Consider the following 16,303-nt stretch of genomic DNA (forward strand, 5'->3'; position numbering starts at 1 on the left):
AACGGCCAAACCGCCGCCGAAAGCCTCGAATCCATGAAGAATGAACCCAAGATCACTCCCGAGCTGGTTGCCGCCCACGGGCTCAAGCCCGACGAGTATGAGCGCATCCTGAAGCTGATCGGACGGGAGCCGACCTTCACCGAGCTCGGCATCTTCTCGGCGATGTGGAACGAGCATTGCTCGTACAAGTCCTCGCGCATCCATCTGCGCGGCCTGCCGACCAAGGCGCCCTGGGTGATCCAGGGTCCCGGCGAGAATGCCGGCGTGATCGACATCGGCGACGGCCAGGCCGTGGTCTTCAAGATGGAGAGCCACAACCACCCGAGCTATATCGAGCCCTATCAGGGCGCGACCACCGGCGTCGGCGGCATCTTGCGCGACGTGTTCACGATGGGCGCACGTCCCATCGCCTGTCTCAATGCGCTCAGCTTCGGCGCGCCCGAGCACCCAAAGACGCGGCATCTCGTCTCCGGCGTGGTGGCGGGCGTCGGCGGCTACGGCAATTCCTTCGGCGTGCCGACGGTGGGAGGCCAGGTGCGCTTCCACACCCGCTATGACGGCAACATTCTGGTCAATGCGATGGCGGTGGGCCTCGCGGATGCCGACAAGATCTTCTATGCGGCCGCCTCCGGCGTGAACATGCCGATCGTCTATCTCGGCTCCAAGACCGGCCGCGACGGCATCCATGGCGCCTCGATGGCCTCGGCCGAGTTCGACGACAAGTCCGAGGAGAAGCGCCCGACCGTGCAGGTCGGCGACCCCTTCGCCGAGAAATTGCTGCTCGAGGCCTGTCTCGAGATCATGGAGAAGGGCTGCGTGATCGCGATCCAGGACATGGGCGCGGCGGGCCTGACCTGCTCGGCGGTCGAAATGGGCGCCAAAGGCGACCTCGGCGTCGACCTCGACCTCGATGCGGTGCCGACCCGCGAGATCGGGATGAGCGCCTACGAGATGATGCTCTCGGAGAGCCAGGAGCGCATGCTCATGGTGCTCAAGCCCGAGAAGGAGAAGGAGGCCGAGGCGATCTTCAAGAAGTGGGGACTCGACTTCGCCGTCGTCGGTTACACGACCCCGAGCAAGCGCTTCGTGGTCAAGCATGGCGGCGACGTCATGGCCGACCTGCCGATCAAGGAGCTCGGTGACGAGGCGCCGGTCTATGACCGCCCGCACGTCCCCTCGGCCGCGCTGCCGGTCGTGCATGCCCGCGACGTGCCAGCGCCGATGGGCCTCGGGCCTGCGCTGGAGAAGCTGATCGGCACGCCGGACATGTGCAGCAAGCGCTGGGTCTGGGAACAGTACGACCACGTCATCCTCGGCAACACCATGCAGCGTCCCGGCGGCGATGCGGCCGTGGTGCGCGTGCAGGACGGGCCGAAGGGTCTCGCGCTGACCGTCGACGTCACGCCACGCTATTGCGAGGCCGATCCGTTCGAGGGCGGCAAGCAGGCGGTGGCCGAAGCCTGGCGCAACATCACCGCGGTCGGCGGCAAGCCGCTCGCGATCACCGACAATCTCAATTTTGGCAATCCTGAGCGGCCCGAGATCATGGGCCAGTTCGTCGGCTGCCTGAAGGGCATCTCCGAAGCCTGCCGCACGCTCGACTTCCCGGTCGTCTCGGGCAACGTCTCGCTCTACAACGAGACCAATGGCCGTGCGATTCTGCCGACGCCCTCGATCGGCGGCGTCGGCCTGCTCGACGATTTCACCAAGTCTGCGTCGCTCGCCTTCAAGGCCGAGGGTGAGGCGATCCTGCTGGTCGGTGAGACGCATGGCTGGCTCGGTCAGTCCGTCTATTTGCGCGACATTTGCGGCCGCGAGGAGGGCGCACCGCCGCCGGTCGATCTCACCGCCGAGAAGCGCAACGGCGATTGCGTGCGCGGCATGATCCATGCGGGCACCGCGACTGCCGTGCACGACCTCTCCGACGGCGGTCTCCTGATCGCGCTCGCGGAGATGGCGATGGCGGGCGGCATCGGCGCAAAACTGCTGGCGGCGCCGAGCTCGCTTGTCTCGCAGGCCTATTGGTTCGGCGAGGACCAGGCGCGCTATCTCGTCACCGTGCCGGAAGCCGAAGCCGGCCGCGTACTTGCGAAGATGCGCGGCTGCGAGGTGCCCTGCGCGCGGATCGGCACCACCGGCGGCGATGCGATTGCCATCGCGGGCGAGGCGCCGGTTGCGATCGACACGCTGCGCAAGTCATTCGAGCGTTGGCTGCCGGAGTATATGGGCGGGAAGGCGGCGTAAGTCGCTGCCACACACTCCGTTATTGCGAGCGTAGCGAAGCAATCCAGGATCCCTCCGCCGAGGCAGTCTGGATTGCTTCGTCGCAAGGGCTCCTCGCAATGACGAGTGGAGAGGCCTGGCCTCAAAGCACCTTCGTCGCGCCCGGGATCTGCCGCAACGCTCGCGTCAGCGCCCAGCTCGCCGCGACCGTCAGTACAAAGCCGATCGTGGCCTTGACGATCGCCGGCAGGTCATAGTCGAACAGCCAGTATTGCAGCCACAGTGCGAACGGATAGTGCACCAGGAACATGCCGTACGCGTCGCTCTGCATTGGATCGAGCAGCTTGGCTGAGCCTGATTGCTTGAACCTCTGGAAAAAGGCCAGGATCAGAAACATGATGGCCACGCTGAAGACAGTGAAGCAGATGGCATAGAGCGCTTCATACCAGTCCGGCAACGGCGACGGGTTGCCCAGTATTTCGCGCTTGATGAAGATCAGCACCCACAAGAGGCAATACGGAACGATCGCCAGTACCATCCAGTCCCAGCTGACCTTTGCCATGCGGCCGTCGACAGCGAGCAGCCCGCGATCCATTTGCGCAACGCCGATGCCGGCACCGAAAAAGAAGTAGGTCGCGTAGAGCATCACGCGCCCGTGCTGGACCGAGAACGGCCCGAACTCGAACCAACTGTTTGGTCCGAAGTGAACCCGCCCGGGAATGTAGAACGCCGCGGTGACGGCTAGCATAACCGCGAAGAACGCCGCGGGCCGACGGCGACCGTGTAGCGAAAGGCGATTGATCGGATCGAGCAGATTGGGCGACAGCCGGTACAGCAGGCAGGCAACCAGGTCGAAGGCGAACAAGACCCAAAGGAACCAAATCGGCCCGCTCGGCCACGGTCCCTTCGTGACCATATTCCACCAGAATTCCGAAAAGCCGATCTCGGGATGCTGCCGCAGGGAGATTGCGTAGTAGGCGACCGGAATGACCGTAAGGGCGCAGATCGCGAAGGGTAAGCCAAGCCGAAGCAGGCGATCTGCCAAATAGCTCCGTGCTCCCTTCCGGGCGATGCCAGACCAGGCGAACAGTCCCGACAGGAAGAAGAACATCGCCATGAAGAAACTGTCGGTGGCGAGCACGATCATGTCGAAGCCGAGGAAGTACTTCGGATCGGTATGACCGAAATAAGTATAGGGGATCACTGCGTGATGCAGCAGCACCACTAGAGTCAGGAAGGTGCGGGCGCGATCGATCGCCAAATTGCGCGCCGTGCTCTTCGGCGCGGCATGCACCTCTGCGCCGATCGTCGCTGAATGTGACATCGTCATCGTGGCCGCCCCGATCGCGTTCCTGATCCCGGCTGGACTGTGCCGCCGGGAACTCGATTCAGCAAGGACAGTTTGCGCCATAGGTCAGCCCTGACGCCATTAGGAACCAGTTCCACGCAGCGAAGTTAGCGTTCGCCAAAAAGGGCATGAGAAGCCGCGGAGCTGGCGATGACAATTCTGAAATGGGCGCTGATTTTCCTACTTGTCTCGATCGTGGCCGGCGTGCTCGGCTTCACCGGCATTTCGGCCGCTTCCGCCGACATCGCCCGCTTCCTGTTCTACGTCTTCGTCGTGATCTTCCTGGTGCTGCTGATATTGGGACTCACGATCTTCAGGGCGTAGCTCCGCGAGTCATTCCGGGGGCGATGCGAAGCATCGAACTCCGGTGCGCCCTTGCGCACCCGAGAATACCATAGTTCGCGTCTGCGACGCGCCCCGGAATGACAACTTTCAAAATTACCCCACTTCCTCGATCTTCACCTTGTCCGGATAGAAGGCGAGATGGCCGGAAATCTCGGTCATGGCCGGGAAGGGCGTCTCATAGGTCCAGATTGCGTTGTCCAGCGTCTTGCCGTCGGCCTTGACGCTGTAATAGTTCGCGTCGCCCTTGTACGGGCAGTGGGTGACACGGTCGGTGCGCTCCAGCAAGGCCATGTTGGTGTCCTCTCGTGGCACATATTGCACCGCCGGATATCTGGCCTCCTTCAGGGTCAGCGCCTTGCTGGTCTCGGCGATCACGATGTCGCCCGCGGTCACACGGATGCGCCTGGGATTTGGGGTGATGGTGATGGGGTGGTCGGGCCCTGGAAGCTTCATGATTTCACGCCTTTTCGATCGATCTGCCGCGCGCGGCACTTTGTCGTGCCTTTATCCTGGTGGGATCACGGATATAGTGCGGGAAGACGTGACCTAGAAGGCCGTTCACGCTAAGTTTGAACCTGCCGGCGAGGGGACCCCGGCAGCGATTCGAACGCTTAGACCAGAAGGAGCAAGACCCGAATGCCCATGGACGCCCACGATATCGAGGCGATGATCAAGGCAGCGATCCCCGATGCCGAGGTGACCATCCGTGACCTCGCCGGCGACGGCGACCACTATGCCGCGACCGTGATCTCGGAATCCTTCCGCGGCAAGTCGCGCGTCCAGCAGCATCAGATCGTCTACCAGTCCCTGCGCGGCCAGATGGGGGGTGTCCTGCACGCGCTGGCGCTGCAAACCGGCGTACCCGGCACCTGACCTGATTGCGCCACGAGGACGATGATGGCTGCGGACAACCCGCGCGGCGCGATGTTTCGCGTCATCACGCCGAACCAGCACAGCCGCGTCACCAATGTCGAGCTGTTCTTCGACCTCGTCTTCGTCTTCGCCGTCACGCAAATCTCGCACACGTTGCTGCACCATTTCACGCCGCTCGGCGCGCTGCATGTTGCCGTGCTGTTTCTGGCAGTGTGGTGGGTGTGGGTATTCACCGCCTGGGTCACCAACTGGCTCAATCCCGAACTGACGCCGGTCCGCATCCTGCTCTTTGCGATGATGCTGGGCGGCCTCGTGCTGTCGACCACGATTCCGACCGCTTTCGAGGGACGGGGCCTGTGGTTTGCGATCGCCTACGCGACCATGCAGGTGGGACGTACGGCGTTCTGGATGTTTGCGACCCCGCATCACCGGACCGCGGTGCGGCACAACGCAATCCGCATCCTGACCTGGCTCTCGATCTCCGCCGTGTTGTGGATCGCAGGCGGTCTGTCCGAGGGAGATACGCGGCTATGGCTGTGGATCGCGGCGGTGAGCTTGGAATACATCTCGCCGGCGGCACGGTTTTGGGTGCCGAAGCTGGGCTTCTCGTCGGTCGAGGCCTGGGCCGTCGAAGGCGCGCACATGGCCGAGCGCTGCGCGCTGTTCGTCATCATCGCGCTCGGCGAGGCCATCGTCGTCAACGGCGCGACCTTCGCTGAACTGGAGTGGAGCGCGAGCAATATCCTCGCCTTCGTCTCGGCGCTGGTCGGCGCCATCGCGATGTGGTGGATCTATTTCCACAAGGGCGCGGAGGCCGGCTCCGAGCGGATCTCCAAGTCAGCCGAATCCGGCCGACTGGCGCGGCTCGCCTACACCTATCTGCACATGCCGATCGTCGCCGGCATCATCCTGACCGCGGTGTCGGACGAGCTGGTGCTGAAGCATCCGACCGGCCATTCCGACCTCCGCACGATCGTGAGCACGATCGGCGGTCCCCTGGTGTTCCTGGTCGGTACCATCCTGTTCAAGCACGCGATCCGCGGCTTCCTCCAGCTCTCGCACGGCATCGGCATCATCCTGCTCCTGGCGCTGAGCTGGTTCGCAGTCGATCTGTCACCGCTCTGGCTGTCGATGGCGACGAGCGCGATTATGATCGTTGTGGCGGTTTGGGAGTCGGTGTCGCTGGGATCGAAGATGGAGGAGGTCGGGGAGCGCTGACGCCCGAAGCGCTTACTCCGCCACCTCCAGCGCGTGCACCGAGAACATTTTCGCCGCATCCGTCCAGCTCTCGCGCACCCGCCAGCCGGCGCCCTGCGCCAGCGCGGCGAAGCGCTCGATGCTGTACTTGTAGCTGTTCTCGGTGTGGATGCTCTCGCCGGGGCGGAACGCGAAGCTGGTGCCGAGCAGGCGCACGGTCTGGCTCTTCCTGCTGATCAGGTGCATCTCGATGCGGTGCCGCTCGCGGTTGTAGATCGCGCGATGGGTGAAGGCGGAGAGATCGAAATTGCCGCCGAGCTCGCGGTTGATGCGGACCAGCACATTGAGATTGAAGCGCGCAGTGACGCCGGCAGCGTCGTTGTAGGCATCAAACAGCACGCGCTCGTCCTTTTCCAGATCGGCGCCGATGATCATCTGCGCGCCCCGGCCGAGAATGGCGCGGGCGCTCCTCAGGAACGCCTGCGCATCCTGCGGCTCGAAATTGCCGATGGTCGAGCCGGGGAAGAAGCCGACCTTGGGCATCGAGGCGACCGCCCTCGGCAGCTCGAATGGCGTCGTGAAGTCGGCGGCCACCGGATAGATGCCGAGCGAAGGGAAATCCCGCTTCAGCCCGTTCGCCTGCGCCTTCAGGAAGTCGCCCGAGATGTCGACGGGCACGTAGGCGGCGAATTTGCAATGACCCAGGAGCAGGCGGACCTTTGTTGTTGCCCCCGCGCCGAACTCGACCAGCGCCGCGTGCTCCGGAATGATGTTTGCAATCTCGCCCCCGCGCTCCTTCAGAATGGCCAGCTCGGTGCGGGTCGGATAGTATTCCGGCAGCTTCGTGATCGCCTCGAACAGCTCCGATCCCGTCGCATCGTAGAAATATTTCGGCGACAGCTTTTTCGGCTGCTGCGAGAGGTCCTCGATGGCCTCGCGGGCAAAAGCTGTGGTCTGCTCGTCGGGAAGATGGGCTTCGGCCAAAGCGCTGGCGTGCACATTCATGATACTCTCCTGAACGCGCTGTCCGGCGCGCATTTGTCGTCGGATGAGAACTAGTCGTAATCGGCGAGCCGCAGCCCCGTGAACTGCCAGCGGTGGTGCGGATAGAAGAAGTTGCGATAGGTGATACGGTTGTGCCCTTCCGGGGTTGCAAGCGAGGAGCCGCGCAGCACCAGCTGGTTGACCATGAACTTGCCATTGTACTCACCGAGCGCGCCTTCGACGGCGCGGTAACCAGGGTAGGGTGAGTAAGAGCTGCGGGTCCATTGCCAGACGATGCCGAAGGCGTCGTTGAGCTGGCCGGCGCGGGCCGCGACCTCCCATTCCATCTCGGTCGGCAGGTGTTTTCCGGACCAGCGCGCGAACGCATCCGCCTCGTAATAACTGACATGGCAGACCGGTGCGTCGGGATCGACCGGCTTGAGGCCGGCCAGCGTCATCACTTGCCATGCGCCATCGACCTCGCGCCAGTAGCCCGGGGCCTGCCAGTCTTCCTTGCTGGCCGCGGCAAAGCCGTCCATCAGCCACAGCGTTGCCGTTCGATAGCCGCCGTCGCGCATGAAGGCGAGCCACTCGCCGTTGGTGACGAGGTTACGTGCGATTCTGACAGGGCCAACCAGGGCGCGGTGCGCCGGCTTCTCGTTGTCGAAATGGAAGCTGTCGTCGACATGGCCGACGGTATGGATGCCTTCGTTGAGCATCAGCCAGTCATCGCCGCTGCGCGTTGCGGCCGGGAAGGCCCAGTTGGGGTCATAGGCGGGATAGATCGGGTTCTGCGCAAAGGCATGCAGGATGTCGGTGAACATCAGCTCCTGATGCTGCTGCTCGTGGTTGAGCCCGACCTCGACCAGAGGCGCCAGGGCCGCGAGCTTGTCCGCGCCGACCTCGCGGAAGAACTTGACGACGGCCGCATCGACATGTCCGCGATAGGCGCCGACCTCATCGGCGCTGGGACGGGTGATGTCGCCGCGATGATTGCGGGCATGTCGCGGGCCGGCGCTGACGTAATAGGAATTGAACAGGAACGCGAAATCGGTGTGAAAGGGCCGATAGCCCACAGCGTGCTCGCCGAGCAGGAATTGCTCCCAGAACCAGGTGGTATGAGCCCGGTGCCACTTGGTCGGGCTGGCATCGGGCATGGACTGGATCTGCTGGTCTTCCGGCGATAGCGGCGCTGCCCGCCGTTCGGTCTCGTTGCGGACGGTGAGAAACGCCGCTTCCAGCCGCTTGGCGAGGTCGTCCGGGTGGGAGGACGGTGACGAAAGCTGGGTGGCGGCCGTAGCTGAGGCTTGTTTCGTCACGTTTTTCTCCAGACAGGACAAGAGAACGTTGTTCGCGCGACCCGGTTCCATGAACAGGGTTCGTCCTAGATAGGGGCTCCGTTACGGTATGAAAGTCCTCTCCGGCGATGATATTGATGTCATCAGCCTATGGCCCCGTTGGGCTCTGCACCGCCGCCAGCAGGCTGTCGCCGCCATTTTACTTTGGATGCACAACGGTTTGGGCTACATATATGGGCAGGTATCGGGTTAAATCGGTCGAGCCGGCCCGAAATGGTTGGTGAGGGCTTGGCCCCAGAAGGACATGGATATGAGCATCGCGGAATTCATCGACAACGAAGTGAAGGCGAACGACGTGGTTCTGTTTATGAAGGGTACGCCGCAATTTCCGCAGTGCGGTTTCTCCGGCCAGGTCGTCCAGATCCTGGACCATATCGGCGTCGGTTATAAGGGCCTCAACGTCCTCGAGTCCGCCGAGCTGCGCAACGGCATCAAGGAATACTCGAATTGGCCGACCATTCCGCAGCTCTACGTGAAGGGCGAGTTCGTCGGCGGCTGCGACATCGTCCGCGAGATGTTCCAGGCCGGCGAGTTGCAGCAGCTCTTCTCCGAAAAGGGCGTCGTCGTCGCGGCCTGATAAGTGACCCTGCTGACGCGCCGGATTGGCGGCGCCGAGCTTGAGGTCATCGTTGCTGACATCACGACACTCGGCGTTGACGCCATCGTCAACGCGGCAAACACGTCGCTCCTTGGCGGGGGCGGCGTGGATGGCGCGATCCATCGGGCGGCCGGACCCGAGCTCGTCGCTGAATGCCGCATGCTCCACGGCTGCAAGACGGGTGACGCGAAGATCACCAGGGGCTATCGGCTCAAGGCCGCACATGTGATCCACACCGTCGGTCCGGTGTGGAATGGCGGCACGCTTGGCGAAGACGATCTGCTCGCCTCCTGTTATCGCCGATCGATGGAGCTGTGCCGCAAGCACAAGCTGACCTCGGTGGCATTCCCCGCGATTTCGACTGGCATTTATCGCTTCCCGGCCGACCAAGCGGCCGATATCGCCGTGCACACGACGATCGAAGGGCTTGCCTCGGCGCCAACCGTCGCTCGCGTGGTGTTCTGCTGCTTCTCCGAACCGAGCGCCAAGCTCCATGCTGAGGCGCTTGCGCGACACAGCGGCCCTTGTGCCGGTTGAGCTGGCCGGTACACTCAGCCGGACCATGTTCCGGGGAGGGGCTATGATTTCACGATCTGGGCTGCGTGCGCTCGCCTGCGGCGGGCTGCTGTCGCTTGCCGCGATGTCGCTGGCGCGGGCGGAGGGCACCTACGAGATTCCGGCCGGCGCGCATTTCAACAAGGACAAGCTCGCAAGGATCAGCGAGTTCTTCAAGAACGAGGTCGCGACCGGCAAGATCGCCGGCGCAAACGTGCTGATCCAGCAGCATGGCAAGCCGGTCTATCACGAAGTCTTCGGCGTCCAGGACGTGGTCAGCAAGGCCCCGATCACCGACAAGACCATCTTCCGCCTGTTCTCGATGACCAAGGCCATCACCGCGGTGGTCGCGATGCAATTGGTCGAGGACGGCAAGATCAAGCTCGATGATCCCGTGTCGAAATACATTCCGTCCTTCGCCAATGTGAAGGTCGGCGTCGAGAAAAAGGCCGAGGACGGCACCAAATCGCTGGAGCTGGTGCCGCCGAAGCGCGCGATGACCGTGCACGATCTGATGACGCACACCTCGGGCATCACCTACGGCTTCTACGGCGACAGCCTGGTTCGCAAGGCCTATCGCGAGGCCGCCCTCTATGCCGGCGATTTCGATCTTGCCGAGTTTGCCGAGCGCATCGCCAAGCTGCCGTTGCACAATCAGCCGGGCGCGCTCTGGCAATACGGCCACTCCACCGACGTGCTGGCGCGCGTGATGGAGGTCGCCGCCGGCAAGCCGCTGATAGACATCATGCGCGAGAAGCTGCTCGATCCTCTCGGCATGGTCGATACCGGCTTTTTCGTCGCGGACCCTGGGAAACAGAAGCTTCTGGCGCAGCCGTTGCCGAACGACGCCGATTTCCGGGTCGGCCGCATCAACGACCCGACGGTGAGCAAGAAGATCCAGTTCGCCAGCGGCGGCATGGTGACGACCATGGCGGATTATCAGCGCTTTGCGCAGATGCTGCTCAATGGCGGCAGTCTCGACGGCAAGACGATTCTCAAGCCCGAGACGTTCAAGCTGATGGTGACCGATCAAGTCGGCCCCGGCTCCGGCGTCGATCGTGATTATTTCTACTTCCCCGGCGACGGTTTTGGCTTCGGCCTTGGGCTGGCGGTCCGGACCGATCCCGGCAACGCCAAGCCGCCGCCGCCCGGCAATCTCGGCGAGCTGAAGTGGGACGGTGCCTCCGGCTGCTATTTCGTGATCGACCCCAAGCAGGACATGTTCTTCGTCCTCCTGGAGCAGACTCCGACCGAGCGCCAGCGCGTGCAGCGAACATTGAAGCAGTTGGTCTATGAAGCCATGGAGAAATGACATGTGTGGGCGCCGCGCGTTCATCGCGGCGCTCGTTCTTCTCGTCGGGGTCGTCGGTGCGAAGGCCGGCTCCGAGGGACGTGCTGCCCGCACACTCTCCACGGAAGGATTGGCGAAGGTTTCCGACTACATCCGGAACGAGATCGCGACGGGCAAGATCCCCGGTGCCATCCTGCTGCTCCAGCAACACGGCAAGCCGGTCTATCACGAGAATTTCGGCGTTCGCGATGTCGCTACCGAGATATCGATGAGCGCGGATACGATCTTCCGCTTCTATTCGATGTCGAAGCCGATCACATCGGTCGTGGCGATGATGCTGGTCGAAGAAGGCAGGCTTTCGCTCGACGATCCCGTGTCAAAATACATACCGGCGTTCGCCGACATGAAGGTCGGCGTCGAGAGGAAAGCAGGAGACGGCAAGGTTTCGCTGACGCTGGCGCCGCAGGAACGTCCGGTCACGATCAAGGATCTCTTGCGCCACACCGCAGGGCTGCCTTACGGCTTTTACGGTGGTGGGCTGGTTCGCGAGCTCCATGCCGCGGCCGATCTCTTCAACAGCGATCTTTCCAACGCCGACTTCGTCGCGAAGATCGCCACGCTGCCGCTTGCCGAGCAGCCCGGCACGGCGTGGGATTACGGCTTTGCCACCGACGTGCTCGGCCGCGTCGTCGAGGTGATCTCGGGCAAGACGCTGCTGCAGTTCGAGAAGGAGCGGCTGCTCGATCCGCTCGGCATGACCGAGACCGCATTCTACGTCGCCGATCCCGCCAAGTTTCCGCGCATCGCCGAGCCGATGCCGGAGGACCGCAGGATCAGCCCGACGACTGAGGTCCGCGATATCAGGCGGCCCGTGACATGGGAATCAGGCGGCGCCGGCATGGTCGGCACGGTCGGCGACTACGCCCGCTTCGCGCAGATGCTGCTGAATGGCGGCACCTTTGAAGGCAGGCGCTATCTCAAAGCCGAGACGGTTGCGCTGATGGCGTCAGATCAAATCGGCCCCGAGACAAGAATCGCACGCGACCAGTACTATTATCCGGGCGGCAATTCCGGCTTCGGCCTTGGCTTCGCCGTGCGCACCTCTGTGCCGCCGGGCACCTCATGGCCGCTTGGCGAATATCGCTGGGACGGCGTCGGCGGCACGTTCTTCTTCATCGATCCCGAAGACGATCTGTTCGGGATCTTCATGGTGCAGACGCCCTCGCAGCGCGGCCGGATTCAACTCGAGCTGAAGACGCTGATCTATCGGGCGATGGGGCGGTGAGCGCAGTTTCGTTCTTGTAGTCCGGATGAGCGAAGCGACATCCGGGTCTCTGCGAGTGAAGTCCCGGGGCGTCGCTTCGCTCCATCCGGGATACGGACTCACCCCCCGCGCACGATCTCTCTAACGTACCCGACCGTCTCCTCGATCTGGCTCGCATTGACGTCGAGATGGGTGCAGGCGCGGATGCGGCCGTCCATCATCGCGAGCGTCACGCCGCGCTGACGGAGGGCTGAGACCATCTTGTCGCCGGGGATGCCGGCGCCGTCGGGCTTGAAGAAGACGAGATTGGTTTCGGGCTCCTGCACTTCGATGCCGGAAATCTGTGACAGCCCGCGGGCGAGCGCCCGCGCATTGGCGTGGTCGTCAGCCAGGCGCTCGACGTGATGATCGAGCGCGTAGATGCAGGCCGCCGCACAGATACCGGCCTGGCGCATCGAGCCACCGAGCCGCTGCTTCCACTGCCATACCGCGTCGATGAAGGCGCGCGAGCCCGCAAGCACGCCGCCGATCGGCGCACCCAAGCCCTTGGAGAAGTCGATCCAGGCAGAATCCCATCCAGCGGTCATGTCGCGCGGCGAGATGCCGCTCGCCACGGTGGCGTTGAGCAGGCGCGCACCGTCCATGTGGGTAACGAGGCCATGCTGCTTGGCGATCGCGACGATCTCGTCGAGCGCCGCCTTCTTCCAGATCGTGCCGCCGCCGATATTGGCGGTCTGCTCGACACTGACGACGGTCTGCGGCGGCTGATAGCGCGTGCGCGGATGCAGCGCTTTCCGGAACGTCTCGGGCGTGAACTGGCCGTCAGTACCCTTGAGCTGGGTGACCTGGAAGCCGCCGATCGCCGCATGCGCGCCGCCTTCGCGCGCGATGATGTGCGCGGTCTCATGCGCGAGGATCTCGTCGCCGGGGCGGCAATGCACCAGCGTCGCGGTGACGTTGCACATCGTGCCCGAGGGCATGTAGACCGCAGCTTCCTTGCCGAGCAGATCCGCGACGCGCTCGCACAGCGCGTTCACGGTCGGATCGTCGCCGACCTGCTCGTCACCGACCTCCGCCCGCGCCATCGCCTCACGCATCCCTGCCGTCGGCTTGGTCTGCGTGTCCGAGAGCAGATTGATGCGCACCGGCGGCGCCTTGGGATCGACGGGGGGAGGGGTGTAGAGCATGGCTGATCTCGTCATTTGGTCAAACGATTGCGGCTGATTGTGTGCGTGTCCCGATGACCCGTTAGCCACGAGAACGTTGAGCGACGCGCTGCCGCGCGGCGAGGAGGATGTCGTCTGGCGTGTCAGCCGTGAAGATATTGCAAACAGGCAGAGCGAACAGCGTCTGATATCCGCAGATCTGCTCGTGGTGGGAGAGGGCCTTCCATACTCGAAGCGCGGCTTCAGTGGGCGCTGCCGAAGGCATAGTGTTGGCGAACTGGTCGTCCATCCGAGACATTGAAGCATGCTATCAAACAAAAAGGCCCCGGAAAACCGGGGCCTTTCAGCTTGGATCGCGGAGCTTTATCAGCGCGAATAGAATTCGACGACCAGATGCGGCTCCATCTGCACCGGGAACGGCACGTCGGAGAGGCCGGGGATGCGGGTGTACTTCGCGGTCATCTTGCCGTGGTCGACGTCGAGATAGTCGGGCACCTCGCGCTCGGGGAGCTGGCTGGCTTCGAGCACGTGGGCGAGCTGCTTGGAGGCTTCCTTGACCTCGACCACGTCGCCGACCTTGAGCTGGTAGCTCGAGATGTTGACCTTGCGGCCGTTCACCTTGACGTGGCCGTGGTTGATGAACTGGCGGGCGGCGAAGATCGTGGAGACGAACTTGGCGCGGTACACGACCGCGTCGAGGCGGCGTTCCAAGAGGCCGATCAGGTTCTCGCCGGTGTCGCCCTTGAGGCGGCTCGCCTCGACATAGATGCCGTGGAACTGGCGCTCGGAGATGTTGGCGTAATAGCCCTTCAGCTTCTGCTTGGCGCGGAGCTGCACGCCGAAGTCGGAGAGCTTGCCCTTGCGGCGCTGGCCGTGCTGGCCGGGGCCATATTCGCGGCGGTTCACGGGGCTCTTCGGGCGGCCCCAGATGTTCTGGCCCATACGGCGATCGATCTTGTACTTCGCCTCACTGCGCTTAGTCATCGCGTCCTCTTCGGTTGCGTGGTTTGAGGAAACGCGCCCTCCTGTGTGACGGGCTTAGCCCGGCACCGACAGGTCCGATCCCCAAAGCTTAAGGGAGTGGACCACGGGTCGCGAAACGCTTCGCGGGCCGAAATCGGCCCGCGAGCAGGCGGCTTTTAGGGGAGTTCGGGGCTGGCTGTCAATTCTTTACACCGTCATTCCGGGTCGTTAGCCCGTCATTCCGGGGCGCTCGTGGAGCGAACCATGGTGCGCACTTGCGCACCTGAGAATCTCGAGGTTCCGGGTTCGGCTCTGCGAGCCGTCCCGGAACGACGGTATTCCTACGTGCGCACCGCCCGGACGGGCTTGGGGACGGCCGCCCGTAATTCCGCAGCGATTTCAGTGTTCAACACCTGCTCCAGCCGGGTCAGGACCCTCGCGATCGGGGCGGCGTCGGTGACCCGGTGGTCCCAGCGGATCACGACGTGGATCGTCTGGTCCGGCTGGACGAGCCCATAGCTGACGATAAAGGGCCCCGGCGTGATGGGATGGAGCTCGCCCCCGCCATAGGCGGCCACGGAGCTCACGCCGAAGCTGCCGAACCAGTTGCCGCGCTGCCGGCCGAAATTCAGGCCAATGGCCCAGGACAGGCGCCGGAGCGGCAACGGCAGGCGGGTCGCCCGCATGATCTTGCGGAACATCGGGACGTCAGCGATCGGTGCCGTCTTGCCGTGCCGGATTTCCGCATCGACCGCCGCCAACGACAGGGCGTCGGGCGCCGTGATTCGCTGAGGCAGCACGCATTCCTCGCCATTCTCGACCCGGGCGATCGCGACCGTGGCCACGCTCTTCGGCAGCTCATAGAGGGCCGGCCAGGGCCACTTGGTGTAGACGGTGCGCAGGATCGGCTCGTCCCGTGCAACCAGGGCGAAAGCCTTGACGAACATCGCGGCCCAGCCGGCGGGCGCAGTTGCGCCTGCGCGGGCCTCCAGCACAGGGCGGATATTGAGCGAACGGGAGAGTGAAACGAAGGGCACGCCCATCGAGGCATGCATGAGATCGCAGATCAGACGGCGCCGTAGCGAAATGGTCTTGGGCGTCCCGCGCATTGGTCTCCGGTTCCTGGGATCAAAAGATCAAAATATGTGCAGCGAGCGGGGGTGCCCGCTCGTTCGCTCTAGCACGAACCAACCCGCTTAGGGTCGGTCGGTTCGCCGCATCAGGGTATCGCCAATTTGGTTCCTGATGTAGACGTAAAAATCAATTGTTTTCAATGAGTTATCTCATGAGTGGGGTGATCCTGGCGGCGCCGCAGGTCCCGGCAACGCGTCAATCGGCTTGTTCAGCGCCTGACCCCCTCGAACGCCGCCATGATGCCGCGCTGGAACAGCGACCAGTCGAAGCCGAGCGCGATCGCGCGGTAGCCGCGGTCGATCAGGGCGTTGGCCTGGTCGGCGGTGCGCGCCACGCCGCCGATCGGCACGCCGCTTCTGAGGATACCGGTCTCGGCACGGGCGACCAGCTCGAGCAATTCCGGATCGTCCATCTGGCCGCGCTTGTTGATGGAGGTGGCGAGATCGCCGGGGCCGATGACGGCGACGTCGATGCCTGATGTCGCCATGATCTCGTCGATGCGATTGACCGCGTCGACATGTTCGATGGTGATCATGCAGATCATCTCGTCATCGGCGCTGGCCATGTAATCCGGCATCGACTGGCCCCAGCGGAACGGCGCGTGGAAGGGGCCCCAGAGCCTGTCGCCGCGCGGCGGATAGCGCACGCTACGTACCGCCTTCTCGGCTTCGACGGGGTTTGTGATCATCGGGAAGTTGATTCCGAAGGCGCCGATGTCCATCGGAGCTTTCGCGAGCCACGGCTCGTTCGCGGCGATCCGCACCAAGGGGGTGCAGGGCGTGCCCGTGGTCGCGGCGATCATCGCATGCGCTTCGGTGAGCCCGATCGGGCCATGTTCGAGATCGACGATGATCCAGTCGAGCGAGCGCGCCATGATCTGCACCATCTGCACGCTCGGGATGGTCGCGATCGCGCCGAACGCGGGGCGGCCCTCGCTCCACATTTGGCGGAGGCGATTGAGCGGCTTTGCGGGGACCGACATGTAATTACCTTGGGATGACCTG

Annotated in this window: 17 protein-coding genes; 8 read left to right on the top strand and 9 right to left on the bottom strand. The window is 63.7% G+C overall.

All coding sequences use genetic code 11. From position 1 onward, the window contains the following. The first annotated feature begins 33 nt into the window (after nt 1–33). Nucleotides 34–2,244, top strand: a complete 2,211-nt coding sequence (gene purL / locus ACVIIV_RS20170) for a phosphoribosylformylglycinamidine synthase subunit PurL (RefSeq protein ID WP_456745723.1) — start codon at nt 34–36, stop codon at nt 2,242–2,244. A 121-nt stretch (nt 2,245–2,365) separates the two neighbouring features. On the opposite strand, the gene ACVIIV_RS20175 is transcribed toward purL, so the two are convergent. Continuing rightward, complete coding sequence (locus ACVIIV_RS20175) at nt 2,366–3,553, bottom strand: acyltransferase family protein (RefSeq protein WP_456748781.1); 1,188 nt, start codon at nt 3,551–3,553, stop codon at nt 2,366–2,368. A 168-nt stretch (nt 3,554–3,721) separates the two neighbouring features. Between ACVIIV_RS20175 and ACVIIV_RS20180 the strand changes: the two genes are divergently transcribed. After that, entirely contained in the window at nt 3,722–3,895 is a 174-nt protein-coding gene (locus ACVIIV_RS20180; protein WP_007612121.1) for a DUF1328 domain-containing protein, read from the top strand. Nucleotides 3,896–4,009: 114 nt separating this feature from the next. Here the strand turns inward: ACVIIV_RS20180 and ACVIIV_RS20185 are convergent, their stop codons facing one another. Beyond that, nucleotides 4,010–4,369: a DUF427 domain-containing protein gene (locus ACVIIV_RS20185; protein ID WP_456745724.1), complete on the bottom strand. Its 360-nt coding sequence runs from the start codon at nt 4,367–4,369 to the stop codon at nt 4,010–4,012. A 183-nt stretch (nt 4,370–4,552) separates the two neighbouring features. Between ACVIIV_RS20185 and ACVIIV_RS20190 the strand changes: the two genes are divergently transcribed. Next, the gene (locus tag ACVIIV_RS20190) at nt 4,553–4,789 is read left to right on the top strand and encodes a BolA family protein (RefSeq protein ID WP_011088461.1); all 237 of its coding nucleotides are present in this window, start codon (nt 4,553–4,555) and stop codon (nt 4,787–4,789) included. Nucleotides 4,790–4,813: 24 nt separating this feature from the next. After that, nucleotides 4,814–6,007: a low temperature requirement protein A gene (locus ACVIIV_RS20195; RefSeq protein ID WP_456745725.1), complete on the top strand. Its 1,194-nt coding sequence runs from the start codon at nt 4,814–4,816 to the stop codon at nt 6,005–6,007. A 12-nt stretch (nt 6,008–6,019) separates the two neighbouring features. Here the strand turns inward: ACVIIV_RS20195 and egtD are convergent, their stop codons facing one another. Further along, on the bottom strand, nt 6,020–6,991 hold the full coding sequence (gene egtD, locus ACVIIV_RS20200) for an L-histidine N(alpha)-methyltransferase (RefSeq protein WP_456745726.1): 972 nt from the start codon (nt 6,989–6,991) through the stop codon (nt 6,020–6,022). A 50-nt stretch (nt 6,992–7,041) separates the two neighbouring features. Beyond that, complete coding sequence (gene egtB / locus ACVIIV_RS20205) at nt 7,042–8,340, bottom strand: ergothioneine biosynthesis protein EgtB (protein ID WP_456745727.1); 1,299 nt, start codon at nt 8,338–8,340, stop codon at nt 7,042–7,044. 238 nt (nt 8,341–8,578) lie between these two features. Here egtB and grxD point away from each other — a divergent pair, with 238 nt between their 5' ends. Genes grxD through ACVIIV_RS20225 form a run of 4 tightly spaced genes read left to right on the top strand, consistent with a single transcriptional unit; the run spans nt 8,579 to nt 12,057 of the window. Continuing rightward, nucleotides 8,579–8,905, top strand: coding sequence for a Grx4 family monothiol glutaredoxin (gene grxD / locus ACVIIV_RS20210; protein ID WP_128965515.1), 327 nt, complete (start codon nt 8,579–8,581; stop codon nt 8,903–8,905). A gap of 3 nt (nt 8,906–8,908) precedes the next feature. After that, the gene (locus tag ACVIIV_RS20215; RefSeq protein WP_456745728.1) at nt 8,909–9,463 is read left to right on the top strand and encodes an O-acetyl-ADP-ribose deacetylase; all 555 of its coding nucleotides are present in this window, start codon (nt 8,909–8,911) and stop codon (nt 9,461–9,463) included. Between the two features lie 43 nt (nt 9,464–9,506). Continuing rightward, a complete protein-coding gene (locus ACVIIV_RS20220) occupies nt 9,507–10,793 on the top strand; it encodes a serine hydrolase domain-containing protein (protein ID WP_456745729.1) in 1,287 nt (428 codons plus the stop codon). 1 nt (nt 10,794) lies between these two features. Beyond that, a complete protein-coding gene (locus ACVIIV_RS20225) occupies nt 10,795–12,057 on the top strand; it encodes a serine hydrolase domain-containing protein (RefSeq protein ID WP_456745730.1) in 1,263 nt (420 codons plus the stop codon). A 98-nt stretch (nt 12,058–12,155) separates the two neighbouring features. Here ACVIIV_RS20225 and ACVIIV_RS20230 read toward each other — a convergent pair whose 3' ends face one another. From ACVIIV_RS20230 to ACVIIV_RS20250, 5 genes are all read right to left on the bottom strand, one after another. After that, on the bottom strand, nt 12,156–13,223 hold the full coding sequence (locus tag ACVIIV_RS20230; RefSeq protein WP_456745731.1) for a threonine aldolase family protein: 1,068 nt from the start codon (nt 13,221–13,223) through the stop codon (nt 12,156–12,158). 61 nt (nt 13,224–13,284) lie between these two features. Then, nucleotides 13,285–13,491 carry a hypothetical protein gene (locus ACVIIV_RS20235; RefSeq protein WP_456745732.1) on the bottom strand — a complete coding sequence of 69 codons (207 nt, stop codon included), beginning with the start codon at nt 13,489–13,491 and terminating at the stop codon, nt 13,285–13,287. A 77-nt stretch (nt 13,492–13,568) separates the two neighbouring features. After that, entirely contained in the window at nt 13,569–14,186 is a 618-nt protein-coding gene (gene rpsD, locus ACVIIV_RS20240; RefSeq protein WP_035707594.1) for a 30S ribosomal protein S4, read from the bottom strand. A gap of 320 nt (nt 14,187–14,506) precedes the next feature. Continuing rightward, the gene (locus tag ACVIIV_RS20245) at nt 14,507–15,274 is read right to left on the bottom strand and encodes an acyltransferase (protein ID WP_456745733.1); all 768 of its coding nucleotides are present in this window, start codon (nt 15,272–15,274) and stop codon (nt 14,507–14,509) included. A 233-nt stretch (nt 15,275–15,507) separates the two neighbouring features. Continuing rightward, nucleotides 15,508–16,281 (bottom strand): HpcH/HpaI aldolase family protein, encoded by a 774-nt coding sequence (locus tag ACVIIV_RS20250; protein ID WP_456745734.1) that lies wholly within the window; start codon nt 16,279–16,281, stop codon nt 15,508–15,510. Between the last annotated feature and the right edge of the window lie 22 nt (nt 16,282–16,303).

This window comes from Bradyrhizobium sp. USDA 4354 (assembly GCF_054060315.1).

Coding starts and splice junctions, on each gene's coding strand:
- purL (WP_456745723.1), top strand. CDS start 34: ATGAAGAATGAACCCAAGATCACTCCCGAGCTGGTTGCCGCCCACGGG.
- ACVIIV_RS20175 (WP_456748781.1), bottom strand. CDS start 3,553: ATGACGATGTCACATTCAGCGACGATCGGCGCAGAGGTGCATGCCGCG.
- ACVIIV_RS20180 (WP_007612121.1), top strand. CDS start 3,722: ATGACAATTCTGAAATGGGCGCTGATTTTCCTACTTGTCTCGATCGTG.
- ACVIIV_RS20185 (WP_456745724.1), bottom strand. CDS start 4,369: ATGAAGCTTCCAGGGCCCGACCACCCCATCACCATCACCCCAAATCCC.
- ACVIIV_RS20190 (WP_011088461.1), top strand. CDS start 4,553: ATGCCCATGGACGCCCACGATATCGAGGCGATGATCAAGGCAGCGATC.
- ACVIIV_RS20195 (WP_456745725.1), top strand. CDS start 4,814: ATGGCTGCGGACAACCCGCGCGGCGCGATGTTTCGCGTCATCACGCCG.
- egtD (WP_456745726.1), bottom strand. CDS start 6,991: ATGAATGTGCACGCCAGCGCTTTGGCCGAAGCCCATCTTCCCGACGAG.
- egtB (WP_456745727.1), bottom strand. CDS start 8,340: ATGGAACCGGGTCGCGCGAACAACGTTCTCTTGTCCTGTCTGGAGAAA.
- grxD (WP_128965515.1), top strand. CDS start 8,579: ATGAGCATCGCGGAATTCATCGACAACGAAGTGAAGGCGAACGACGTG.
- ACVIIV_RS20220 (WP_456745729.1), top strand. CDS start 9,507: ATGATTTCACGATCTGGGCTGCGTGCGCTCGCCTGCGGCGGGCTGCTG.
- ACVIIV_RS20225 (WP_456745730.1), top strand. CDS start 10,795: ATGTGTGGGCGCCGCGCGTTCATCGCGGCGCTCGTTCTTCTCGTCGGG.
- ACVIIV_RS20230 (WP_456745731.1), bottom strand. CDS start 13,223: ATGCTCTACACCCCTCCCCCCGTCGATCCCAAGGCGCCGCCGGTGCGC.
- ACVIIV_RS20235 (WP_456745732.1), bottom strand. CDS start 13,491: ATGGACGACCAGTTCGCCAACACTATGCCTTCGGCAGCGCCCACTGAA.
- rpsD (WP_035707594.1), bottom strand. CDS start 14,186: ATGACTAAGCGCAGTGAGGCGAAGTACAAGATCGATCGCCGTATGGGC.
- ACVIIV_RS20245 (WP_456745733.1), bottom strand. CDS start 15,274: ATGCGCGGGACGCCCAAGACCATTTCGCTACGGCGCCGTCTGATCTGC.
- ACVIIV_RS20250 (WP_456745734.1), bottom strand. CDS start 16,281: ATGTCGGTCCCCGCAAAGCCGCTCAATCGCCTCCGCCAAATGTGGAGC.